Consider the following 12,471-nt stretch of genomic DNA (forward strand, 5'->3'; position numbering starts at 1 on the left):
GTCAGCTTGAGACCGACGACAATCAGGCAAACTTCTTCTGGACTTCTGCCGACACGTTGGCCGGCGCTTCTGCGTAGTGATCGAACTGCATGGTGAAGGTCGCGCGACCCTGGCTCATCGAGCGCAGATTGTTCACGTAACCGAACATGTTCATGAGCGGCACCATCGCGTTGATGACGTTGGCGTTGCCGCGCATGTCCTGTCCCTGGATCTGACCGCGCCGGGAATTCAGATCGCCGATGACCGAGCCGGTGTAGTCTTCCGGGGTCACCACTTCGACCTTCATGATCGGCTCGAGCAGGACGGACTTGCCCATCTGCAGCGCTTCGCGGAAGCAGGCGCGCGAAGCGATTTCGAAGGCGAGCGCCGACGAGTCGACGTCGTGATACTTGCCGTCGACGAGCGTCACCTTGACGTCGACCACGGGGAAGCCCGCGACCACGCCCGACGACAGCACGCTCTCCAGGCCCTTCTCGACGCCGGGGATGTATTCCTTCGGCACCGCGCCGCCGACGATCTTCGATTCGAACTCGTAGCCCTTGCCGGGCTCGTTCGGCTCGACGATGAACGACACGGCCGCGAACTGGCCGGTACCGCCGGTCTGCTTCTTGTGGGTGTAGCTGTGCTCCACCCGCTTGGTGACGCGCTCACGGAAAGCCACCTGCGGCGCGCCGATATTGGCGTCGACCTTGTAGGTGCGCTTCAGGATGTCGACCTTGATGTCGAGGTGGAGTTCGCCCATGCCCTTGAGGATGGTCTGGCCGGACTCGTGGTCGGTCGACACGCGGAAGGACGGATCCTCCGCAGCGAGCTTGGCCAGCGCCACGCCCAGCTTCTCCTGGTCGGCCTTGGACTTCGGCTCGATCGCGATCTCGATGACCGGCTCGGGGAATTCCATCTTCTCCAGGATCACCTGCTTGTCGGGATCGCACAGCGTGTCACCGGTGCGCGCTTCCTTCAGGCCCGCCAGCGCGACGATGTCGCCCGCGTAGGCTTCCTTGATGTCCTCGCGGTTGTTCGCATGCATCAAGAGCATGCGCCCGATCCGCTCCTTCTTCTCGCGGGTCGAGTTCACGACGCCGGTGCCGCTCTGCAGAACGCCGGAGTAGATGCGGCAGAAGGTGATGGTGCCGACGAACGGGTCGTCCATGATCTTGAACGCGAGCAGCGCCAGGGGCTCCTTGTCGTCCGCCTTGCGCACGACTTCGTTGCCCTTGTCGTCGGTGCCCTTGATCGCAGGCACGTCGAGCGGCGACGGCAGATAATCGACGACGGCATCGAGCAGCGGCTGCACGCCCTTGTTCTTGAAGGCCGAGCCGCACAGCACGGGATAGAACGCGCCGGTCAGCACCGCCTTGCGGATCAGCCTCTTCAGCGTCGCCTCGTCCGGCTCCTTGCCGTCGAGATAGGCGGCCATGGCGTCGTCGTCGAGCTCGACGGCGGCTTCCACCATCTTCTCGCGGTATTCCTTGGCCTGGTCGACGAGGTCTTCCGGAATGTCGACATAGTCGAACTTGGCGCCGAGCGCTTCATCATTCCAGACGACGCCCTTCATCTTCACGAGGTCGACGAGACCCTTGAAGTTGTTCTCGGCACCGATCGGAAGCTGGATCGCGACGGGCTTCGCGCCCAGACGGTCGACGATGTCGGACAGGCACTTGAAGAAGTCCGCACCGATCTTGTCCATCTTGTTGGCGAAGACGATGCGCGGAACCTTGTACTTGTCGCCCTGGCGCCAGACGGTCTCGGTCTGGGGCTCGACGCCCTGGTTCGAGTCGAGCACGCAGACGGCGCCGTCGAGCACGCGCAAGCTGCGCTCGACCTCGATGGTGAAGTCGACGTGACCAGGCGTGTCGATGATGTTCAGGCGCTTGCCGTTCCAGAACGCGGTGGTGGCAGCCGAAGTGATCGTGATGCCACGCTCCTGCTCCTGCTCCATCCAGTCCATCGTCGCGGCACCTTCGTGCACTTCGCCGATCTTGTGGCTCTTGCCGGTGTAATAGAGGATGCGCTCGGTCGTCGTGGTCTTGCCGGCGTCGATATGCGCCATGATACCGAAGTTACGGTAATCCTCGATGGCATGTTGGCGGGGCATGGGTCGTTCCTTGCGAGTCCGAGTGTGGCGCCGTTACCAGCGATAGTGCGAGAAGGCGCGGTTGGCTTCCGCCATGCGGTGCACGTCTTCGCGCTTCTTGACGGCGTTCCCCCGATTATTCGATGCGTCCAAGAGCTCCGCCGAGAGCCGCTCGGTCATCGTCTTCTCGTTGCGCTCGCGCGCAGCCGCGATCAGCCAACGGATGCCCAGGGCCTGACGGCGGGTCGAGCGAACCTCGACCGGAACCTGGTAGGTCGCGCCGCCGACGCGGCGGGAGCGCACCTCGATGGTCGGCATGACGTTCTCGAGCGCCTGCTCGAACACGCCGAGCGGGTTCTGCTTGGTCTTGCTTTCGATGATGCCGAACGCGCCGTAGACGATACCTTCGGCGACCGACTTCTTGCCGGCGTACATCACCGAGTTCATGAACTTCGTGACGATGATGTTCCCGAACTTCGGATCGGGAAGGACTTCACGCTTTTCAGCAGAATGGCGACGAGACATGGACCTGGTTCCCGCTTACTTCGGACGCTTGGCGCCGTACTTCGAACGACGCTGCTTACGGTTCTTGACGCCCTGGGTATCCAGAACGCCGCGGAGGATGTGGTAGCGCACGCCCGGCAAGTCCTTGACGCGGCCGCCGCGGATCATGACCACCGAGTGCTCCTGGAGGTTATGGCCCTCGCCGGGGATGTAGCCGATCACCTCGAAGCCATTGGTCAGGCGCACCTTGGCGACCTTACGAAGCGCCGAGTTCGGCTTCTTCGGGGTCGTGGTGTAGACGCGGGTGCAAACACCACGCTTCTGCGGCGACTGCTGCAGCGCCGGCACCTTCTTGCGCGACTTCTGCACTTCACGCGGTTGAGCGATCAGCTGGTTGATCGTCGGCATCCTGGCCTTACCCTTTGTTCTGCCGCGGCCCCTTCCGGGTCCGCTGTCTTGCCGCGGCCCGTTGCCGGAACCGCAAATTCTTTCGAGCCACCCGCCCGACGAGGCCGCCTCATGCGAACAATCCGCACAAAGCGAAATTGCGCCAACCGCTCCATCAACGAGCGGAAAGCGCTTCGACGCCACAGAGGACCGCAGTATCGAGGCCGCTCGGCGTAAAGCCGCGGCCCGTGCACTGAGGTCATGCATCCGAATTCGATCTCAAGAGAACGTGCTCAAGAGACCTAAAGTCGCACTGGCATTGCCTAGCTATGATCGACAGCGTTTGAGCGGCATTCGTCGAGGTTGGTGCCCGCCTTGAGCGATCCCTCGTGGAACTGGTCCTTTGGGATCAACGGGTGGCCCGTTCCGACGCTGGCGATGCTCACCGCCTGTCGTTAAGTGAGGCGCTTTCTATAGGCGAGAATCGGTCCAGTCAAGGCGAAACGACAGTCAGAAAGCGCTTCATGCGCCTGCAGAAATGGCCTCTTCGGTGCCCTCACCGTGCCGGCCCGATCGTGGAACGAAGGACCTGCTTCGTCGGCCTCGACGATATTATACCCGGATTAAATATACTTTTATTACCAAACCGAGGCCCTTTTCCCAGCTTGTGAGCGAATCCGCCTTGTGCGGCGGGGATCCAGTGCAATTGCCTGCCGTGACACCCGGTCGCGCCAGCGATCTCCGGGCAGCGCGGATCGATCGGCAGGAGTTGATGCCACCAACCTGAGGAAGCCAAAAATCAGCGGCTCGGCTCCGGCCGAACGATTTGCATCCGGGAATCACCGAGCCGGAGCTGCAGTGCCCGGCCCCGGTCACTCCTCGTCCTCTTCGTCATCGTCTTCGTCGTCATCGCTTCTGTCGTCGTGAGCCGGCGCGCCATGCGGCTGGTGGATCTGGTCGTTCCACAGCTTGCGATAGGTGCCGTTCTTGGCGAGCAATTCGGCATGGGAGCCGCGCTCGATCGCCCTGCCCCCTGAAATCACGATGATCTCGTCCATCTCGACCACCGAGGTCAGGCGGTGAGTCGACCAGATCATGGTGCGGCCCTTGGCGATCTTGAGCAGCGTGCGGTTGATCGCCGCTTCCGTGGTCTGGTCGAGTGCCGAGGTGGCTTCGTCCAGCAGCAGCACCGACGGGTTGCGGATGATTGCGCGTGCGATTGCGATGCGCTGGCGCTGGCCGCCAGACAGCGTGTCTCCACGCTCGCCGACCGGCGTGTCGTATCGCTGCGGCAGGCTCATGATGTAGCGGTGGATCTCGGCCTTCTTGGCCGCGTCCTCCACCTCCGCGTCGGTCGCCCCCTCTTTGCCGAGCCGGATGTTCTCGCGGATCGACATGTTGAACAGCATGTTCTCCTGGAACACCACCGCCATGCTCCGGCGCAGCGAATCCAGCGTCACCTTGCGAACGTCGACGCCGTCGATGGTGACGCGGCCTTCGTCGGGCACGTAGAGCCGCAGGATCAGATTGAGCAGCGTGCTCTTGCCGGAGCCACTCGGGCCGACGATCGCGATGCGCTTGCCGGCATTGAGCTTGAGGCTGAGATTGTCCAGCACCGGCGTCTGACTGCCCTCGTACCGGAAGGTGACGTGATCGAAAGTGATGTCGTTGGTGATGCGCGGTAGATCCGGCGCGCCGGGGCGATCGGCGCCGCGGGTCGGCTCGTCGAGCAGTTCCTGGATGTGGCGAATCGCGGCGGCCGAGGAGATCGACACCGGGATGAAATGCATCACGTGAGCGATGTTGTAGGAAACCTCCCAGAACGCACTCTCGAAGGTGACGAAGGTGCCGATGGTGATCTGGCCCTTGGTTGCGAGATACGCGCCGATCGCGAGCACCACGAGGTGCAGGAGCAGCACCGAGATGGTGACCGTCCGCTCCACCATGGTCGAGAGAAAGGCGGCCGAGGCGATCTTGTTGCGGGTCTCGTCGTTCCGCAAGGCGAAGAAGCCGAACATCTTGCGTTGCAGGCTGAACGCCTTGATCACGGCCTGGGCGGCCACGTTCTCCTGCACCATGCCGAGCAGCGCCGACTCGTTGAGCTTCTGCTCGTAGTTGGCCTGCACCGCCTTGGACGTCAGGATCCGCGGGCCGATCAGCGTGATCGGAAACACCAGCAGCGCGACGACGGCGAGCTGCCAGTTCAGGAACAGCATCAGGATGATGCCGGCCACCAGTTCCAGGAACGGCAGCGCGGCACTGTTGGCAAAGGTCTTGACCGAGCCTTCAAAGGCCGAGAGATCGACCGAAAAGCGCGACAGGATCTCGCCGCGCCTGGTGCGGCCGAAATAAGCCGCCGGCAGGTCCTGGACGTGCTCGAACAGGCGCTTGCGGACGTCGGAGATGATGCAGGCGGCGAGGCGCGCATCCCAGCGCTCGTACCAGACGGCAACGATCGAGGTGAAGATGCCGGCGACCGCAAGCACGCCGAGGATCTTGTACAGCGCCTGGAAATCCTCCTCGCCGAGCGCTTCGTCGATCAGGAACTTGAGACTTAGCGGCATGATGACGTTGAACAGCGTCTCCACGAAGACGCCGAACGCCACGAATGACAGCATCCGCTTGTAGTTCGTCAGATAGGGCTTGACGAACCCGACGATGGTCGCGAGCGCGCCGGCGGCTTCGCTCGCGGTATAGACGACGAGGTCCTCGTCCTCATCGTCCTCGTCGAGCTCCAGCTCGTCGTCCCCCTCGTCTTCGCCGTCCTCGTCGTCTTCGAGGTCCGGCTTGGTCGCGGAGGCGAGCTTGTCGTCGAGTTCGACCGCCTCGTCCGTGGCGAGCTTCTGTTTGTCGGCAGAGACGGGCTTGTTGTCGGGCAAGAGAGGCTTGGATGCCATGAAACCAACCGATGCTGACGGCCGGCATGACCGCAGAGAATGCGCTATTGCACCGATTCTATGCGATCAGAATGAATTCGGCAAAACAATTGGCCAATCGATCCGCGCCCCGCGGCTAGTCCTCGTCCTCGACCTTGTCGAAGAAGGAATAGCGCAAACTGTCGGCGTCGGCATACCACTGCCCCGGCCCCTTGTTGGCGGCGAGCGTCGCCTCCCAGAGCGCATCGGTGCAATCCTTGCGGTGCATCGAGAGGTCGAAACCGTTGCCGAAGAACAGTTCGGACCATTCCCACCAAGTGGCGAGCTTCTTGACCCCGCGCAGCAGGTCGTAGCGGTCGATCAGCGCCGGCGCCATGTCCGAGGTGATCGAGCCGAACACGAGGCCGGTCTTGACCACGCGGTTGAGCTCGCGGATCGCACGGGCCACCTGCTTCGGAGACACGTGGCAGAGGCTGGTCTCGAACACGAAGTCGAACATGCCGTCCTTGAACGGCATGTCGGTGATCGAGCCGAGCTTGTTGTACTTCTTCAGCGCTTTCGGCGTCTTGGCGTGGATGGCGCGGTTGTTCTCGATTCCCCACGCATCGATGCCGCGATCACGCAGCGCGCCGACCAGTTCGCCGCTGGCGGAGCCCGCGACCAGCAGCTTGGCGCCCGTCGCCTTGCCCCAGACGATGCCGATCAGCCTGGTGAGGTAATCGGGATCGGTGAAGTGCCGCCACGCTTCATGATAGGGGCCGAGGCCGCGATAGTTCTCGAAATAGTCGCGATCGATCTTGTCCGACAGCGGCTTGTCGTCCTGTGAGCGCTCGCGGCGCAGGCGCATCATCTCGGTCAGGATGATGTCGGTCGCCGCATCCGAAGAATCGAGCAGGCCGTTCAGCGTCGAGTCGAACAGATAGTCGCCGACCACCACGATGCCGGGATGCTCCTTCGGCTCGGGCCGGTGGTTGGTCATCACGTCGCGTACGGGCAGACCGCCGGGAATCGCGTTCACCGACGACAGCCAGCGGTGGATCTTGCCTTCCATGAAATGCGAACGCGCATCGCCGAGAGAAGCCGGCAGCGATTTCAGGGCGGCATCGATCAGCTCCTGGTCCGACAGATTGGCGAAAGCCAGCGCGTCGGAGCCGGGAATGAGCCAGTTCAGAACGCCATGCTTGCCGACGTCGTGGCGCGCGCCCTCGTTGTAGACGCAGCAGCCGCCGAAAGCCTCCGACATGAACCAGGCGCCCGGAATCTTCTCGCCCCAGAACGGCTCGTCGAACAGGATCGAGACGCGCAGATAGTGCGCGGGGCGGTCGAAATAGGCGACGTGCTTGACCATCGACTTGCGCAGCTGCTCGCCCTCCCAGCTAAGGGTGGCGAGCCAGGAATGCGGCAGGCAGACCAGGACAAGATCGAAGTCGCGCGTCTCCGGTCCCTTGCCGTTCATCATCTTGAGCTGATAGCGGCCGGTCGGCGCCTTGCCGACGGTGAGCACGCGGTGATTGAGCTGGATGTCGGCATTGACCTCCGACTGCAGGCATTCGATCAGCTGCTCGTTGCCGTTCTGGATGGAATAGAGGCCGATATAGCCGTCGACATCCATCAGATAGTTCTTGAGCGCGTTGAGACCGTTGGTGTTGTGGCTCTCGGTCGCGATGTCGGAGCGGGCCATCACCTTGAAGAAACGCTTTGCCGTCTCGTCCTCGACCTCCTCGTCGAGCACCTGCTCGGCGGTCTTGTAGGCCCAGGGATTCTCGTTGTCGTGCGCGCCGACGCCCTCGTAATATTCGACCGGCGACAACATCTCGGTGCAGCGCTCGCGGAATGCCTCGATCGCGGCCGCGGTCTTGGCACCGTATTTGCGGCGCATGCCGGGCACGTCATTGAGGAGCTCGCCGCCGAAATGCACCTGCTCGGCGTCCATCGGAATGGTCTGGAGGCCGAAATGCTGGATCAGCTCGCGCAGCGGGTCCGGCCCCGTCATCGAGTAGTCGTAGATCTCGGCAACGCCGGCCTCGTACATCGCGGGCGCCGAATCGAATTTGCGCGTGACGATCTTGCCGCCCAGCCGGTCGGAGGCCTCGTAGATGGTGACGCGGCAGAGATCGCCGAGCTTACGCTTCAGATACCAGGCGCTCATCAGCCCGCCGGGGCCGCCGCCTACGATTGCGAGATCAAGCATGTGAGTTCCGTGGTCCTCCGGCGCTGCCCCCCATCACGGGACCACCGGTCTAAGCTCTCCTAGCAGAAGCGCTTTTACGGCTGAAGGAAAGATGAACAAAGGCTGATCCTGCATCGCAGCAAGCAATCAAAGCAGCAAAAAGGCCGGCAAAAGCCGGCCTTTTCGTTGTCCTCGGTATTCCTACGGATGAACGATCATTCCGCAGGCGGCAGCGCAGGAAGCTCAGCTTCCGGTGCCGGCGACACGACGGCCGTCTGCTTCTCGCGCTCGTCCAGGATCAGCTTGTCGCGCTTCATGGCGACTTCGCGAATCTTGGCCATGGAGGCGCCCGTGCCCGCCGGGATCAGCCGGCCGACGATGACGTTCTCCTTGAGGCCTTCGAGCGGATCGATCTTGCCGTTGACCGCCGCCTCGGTGAGGACGCGCGTGGTCTCCTGGAACGATGCCGCCGAGAAGAAGGACCGGGTCTGGAGGCTCGCCTTGGTGATGCCGAGCAGAACCGGCGTTCCCGTGGCGGGCTTCTTGCCCTCTTCCTTGGCCTTCACGTTCAGCGCGTCGAACTCGATCTTGTCGACCTGCTCGCCGGAGATCATGTCCGTATCGCCCTGATCGGTGATTTCCACCTTCTGGAGCATCTGACGGACGATCACCTCGATGTGCTTGTCGTTGATGAGCACGCCCTGCAGCCGGTAGACCTCCTGGATCTCGTTGACCAGATAGGCCGCGAGTTCCTCGATGCCCTTCACCGCAAGAATGTCGTGCGGCGCCGGGTTGCCTTCCACGATGAAGTCGCCCTTTTCGACGACGTCGCCGTCCTGAAGGTGGATGTGCTTGCCCTTCGGGATCAGGTACTCGCGCGGCTCGTCGGTCTTGTCCATCGGCTCGATCGAGATGCGACGCTTGTTCTTGTAGTCGCGCCCGAACCTGATGGTGCCCGCGATTTCGGCGATGATCGCCGCATCCTTCGGACGCCGCGCCTCGAACAGCTCGGCCACCCGCGGCAGACCGCCGGTGATGTCACGCGTCTTCGCGCTTTCGGTCGAGACACGGGCGAGGATGTCGCCCGGTTGTACCTTGGCTCCGATGTCGACCGAGAGAATGGCATCGACCGACAGCATGTAGCGGGCATCGCCGCCACGGGCGAGCTTGAGCACCTTGCCATCCTTGCCCTTCACCACGATGGCCGGACGCAGGTCCGCGCCGCCGCGCGTCGAGCGCCAGTCGATGACCACGCGCTTGGCGATACCGGTGGCTTCGTCGAGCGTTTCCGAGATCGACTGTCCCTCGACCAGATCCTCGAAGCCAATGGTGCCTTCGACTTCGGTGAGCAGCGGCCGGGTGTAGGGATCCCACTCGACGATGCGCTGGCCGCGCTTGACCATGTCGCCCTCGTCGACGTGCAGGCGCGAACCGTACTGGATACGGTGCGTCGCACGCTCGGTGCCGTCGGCATCGACGATTGCGACAACCATGTTGCGCACCATCGCGATCAGGTGACCTTCGCTGTTGCGGGCGATGGCCTTGTTCCTGATCACGATCTTGCCGTCGAAGTTGGCTTCGACGAACGACTGCTCGTTGAGCTGCGCCGCACCACCGATGTGGAAGGTGCGCATGGTGAGCTGGGTCCCCGGCTCGCCGATTGACTGCGCCGCGATGACGCCGACCGCTTCGCCGTGGTTGACCGGCGTGCCGCGGGCGAGGTCGCGGCCGTAGCACTTGCCGCAGATGCCGTTGACGAGCTCGCAGGTCAACGCCGAGCGGATCTTCACCTCCTGCACGCCACCCTGCTGAATGGCCTCCAGGTGGCTCTCTTCCATCAGCGTATCGCGCTTGATGATCACCTTGCCCGAGCTGTCACGCACGTCTTCGCAGGCCGTGCGTCCGAGGATGCGCGAGCCGAGCGAAGCCACCACGGTGCCGGCATCGACGATGGCGCGCATCTTGATGCCGAGCTTGGTGCCGCAGTCGCTCTGCGTGATGATGCAGTCCTGCGCCACGTCGACGAGACGACGCGTCAGGTAGCCGGAGTTCGCGGTCTTCAACGCGGTGTCCGCGAGGCCCTTGCGGGCGCCGTGGGTCGAGTTGAAGTACTCGAGCACCGAGAGGCCTTCCTTGAAGTTCGAGATGATCGGCGTCTCGATGATCTCCCCCGACGGCTTGGCCATCAGGCCGCGCATGCCGGCGAGCTGGCGCATCTGGGCCGGCGAACCGCGGGCACCGGAGTGGGCCATCATGTAGATCGAGTTGATGTCGGCGTCGGCTCCGCTCGCCGTCTTCTTGGTGGCGGAGATCTCCTTCATCATCGCCTTGGCGATTTCTTCCGTGGCCTTCGACCAGGCGTCGACGACCTTGTTGTACTTCTCGCCATGCGTGATCAGACCATCGTTGTACTGCTGCTCGAAATCCTTCGCCAGCGTACGGGTGGTATCGACGATCTTCCACTTGCCGTGCGGCACGACCATGTCGTCCTTGCCGAACGAGATGCCGGCCTTGAACGCGTTGTAGAAGCCGAGCGCCATGATGCGGTCGCAGAAGATCACCGTCTCCTTCTGTCCGCAGTGACGGTAGACCTGGTCGATGACGCCGGAGATCTCGCGCTTGGTCATCAGCTTGTTGATGATCTCGTACGAGATCCGCGGATTCTTCGGCAGCAAATTGCCGAGCATCACACGGCCGGCGGTGGTCTCGATCCAGCGCTTTGAGACCTTGCCGGTCTCGTCCATGCCTTCCCACCGGTACTTGATCTTGGTGTGGAGGTGGATGACCTTCGCGTGCAGCGCATGCTCGAGCTCGGCCATGTCGCCGAACACCTTGCCCTCGCCGGGCAGGCCTTCGCGCATGATCGAGACGTAGTACAGACCGAGCACGATGTCCTGCGACGGCACGATGATCGGCTGGCCGTTCGCCGGATGCAGGATGTTGTTGGTCGACATCATCAGGACGCGCGCTTCCAGCTGCGCTTCGAGCGACAGCGGAACGTGCACGGCCATCTGGTCGCCGTCGAAGTCGGCGTTGAACGCGGAGCAGACCAGCGGGTGGAGCTGGATCGCCTTGCCCTCGATCAGCACGGGCTCGAACGCCTGGATGCCGAGGCGATGCAGCGTCGGTGCGCGGTTGAGCAGCACCGGATGCTCGCGGATCACCTCGTCCAGGATGTCCCAGACCTCGGGCCGCTCCTTCTCGACCAGCTTCTTCGCCTGCTTCACCGTGGTGGACAGGCCCTTGGCGTCAAGCCGCGAATAGATGAACGGCTTGAACAGCTCGAGCGCCATCTTCTTCGGCAGGCCGCACTGGTGCAGGCGCAGCTCGGGACCGACCACGATCACCGAACGACCCGAATAGTCGACGCGCTTGCCGAGCAGGTTCTGACGGAAGCGGCCCTGCTTGCCCTTGAGCATGTCGGCGAGCGACTTCAGCGGGCGCTTGTTGGCGCCCGTGATGACGCGGCCGCGGCGGCCGTTGTCGAACAGCGCGTCGACGGCCTCCTGAAGCATGCGCTTCTCGTTGCGGATGATGATGTCGGGCGCGCGCAGCTCCATCAGCCGCTTCAAGCGATTGTTGCGGTTGATGACGCGGCGGTAGAGGTCGTTGAGGTCCGAGGTCGCGAAGCGGCCGCCGTCGAGCGGCACCAGCGGACGCAGGTCCGGCGGGATCACCGGCACCACGGTCATGATCATCCATTCCGGCTTGTTGCCGGAGTGGCGGAACGCTTCCACGATCTTCAGGCGCTTGGCGAGCTTCTTGTGCTTGATGTCGGAGTCGGTCTCCTGCATCTCGACACGCAGGGAAGCCTCGAGCTTCTCGAGGTCCATGCCCTTGAGCAGCTCGCGGATCGCTTCGGCGCCGATCATGGCGGTGAAGGAATCCTGGCCGTACTCGTCCTGCGCCTTCAGATACTCGTCTTCCGACAGCAGCTGACGGTCCTTCAGCGCGGTGAGGCCCGGCTCCAGCACGACGTAATATTCGAAGTAGAGGATCCGCTCGAGATCCTTCAGCGTCATGTCAAGCAGGAGGCCGATGCGCGAGGGCAGCGACTTCAGGAACCAGATGTGGGCGACGGGAGCTGCGAGCTCGATATGGCCCATGCGCTCGCGCCGGACGCGCGACAGCGTGACCTCGACCGAGCACTTCTCGCAGATGATGCCCTTGTACTTCATTCGCTTGTACTTGCCGCACAAGCACTCGTAGTCCTTGATCGGCCCGAAGATGCGGGCGCAGAACAGGCCGTCGCGCTCGGGCTTGAAGGTGCGGTAGTTGATGGTCTCCGGCTTCTTGATCTCGCCATAGGACCAGGACAGAATCTTCTCTGGGGACGCGATCGAGATCCGGATCTGGTCGAAGACCTGAGCCGGCGTCGTCGGATTGAAGAGATTCATAATTTCTTGGTTCATCGTCTTCTCCTCGCGTGCCGGTCGCCTCCGGCCGCAAATTCGAAAATC

The 12,471-nt window shown here is 62.9% G+C and carries 6 protein-coding genes; all 6 read right to left on the bottom strand.

From position 1 onward, the window contains the following. Positions 1 to 22 precede the first annotated feature (22 nt). Positions 23 to 2,095 carry an elongation factor G gene (gene fusA / locus FJV43_RS02750; protein WP_239624451.1) on the bottom strand — a complete coding sequence of 691 codons (2,073 nt, stop codon included), beginning with the start codon at positions 2,093 to 2,095 and terminating at the stop codon, positions 23 to 25. 33 nt (positions 2,096 to 2,128) lie between these two features. Then, positions 2,129 to 2,599 (bottom strand): 30S ribosomal protein S7, encoded by a 471-nt coding sequence (gene rpsG / locus FJV43_RS02755; protein WP_018647239.1) that lies wholly within the window; start codon positions 2,597 to 2,599, stop codon positions 2,129 to 2,131. A gap of 15 nt (positions 2,600 to 2,614) precedes the next feature. Continuing rightward, positions 2,615 to 2,986 (bottom strand): 30S ribosomal protein S12, encoded by a 372-nt coding sequence (gene rpsL / locus FJV43_RS02760; RefSeq protein WP_007603006.1) that lies wholly within the window; start codon positions 2,984 to 2,986, stop codon positions 2,615 to 2,617. Positions 2,987 to 3,837: 851 nt separating this feature from the next. Next, positions 3,838 to 5,862, bottom strand: coding sequence for an ABC transporter ATP-binding protein (locus tag FJV43_RS02765; RefSeq protein ID WP_239624453.1), 2,025 nt, complete (start codon positions 5,860 to 5,862; stop codon positions 3,838 to 3,840). 115 nt (positions 5,863 to 5,977) lie between these two features. Continuing rightward, on the bottom strand, positions 5,978 to 8,032 hold the full coding sequence (locus FJV43_RS02770; protein WP_239624455.1) for an FAD-dependent oxidoreductase: 2,055 nt from the start codon (positions 8,030 to 8,032) through the stop codon (positions 5,978 to 5,980). Positions 8,033 to 8,226: 194 nt separating this feature from the next. After that, on the bottom strand, positions 8,227 to 12,423 hold the full coding sequence (gene rpoC / locus FJV43_RS02775) for a DNA-directed RNA polymerase subunit beta' (RefSeq protein ID WP_239624457.1): 4,197 nt from the start codon (positions 12,421 to 12,423) through the stop codon (positions 8,227 to 8,229). Positions 12,424 to 12,471 lie beyond the last annotated feature (48 nt).

The sequence above is a fragment of the Bradyrhizobium sp. I71 genome, assembly GCF_022354745.1.
Taxonomy (GTDB): Bacteria; Pseudomonadota; Alphaproteobacteria; order Rhizobiales; family Xanthobacteraceae; genus Bradyrhizobium; species Bradyrhizobium liaoningense.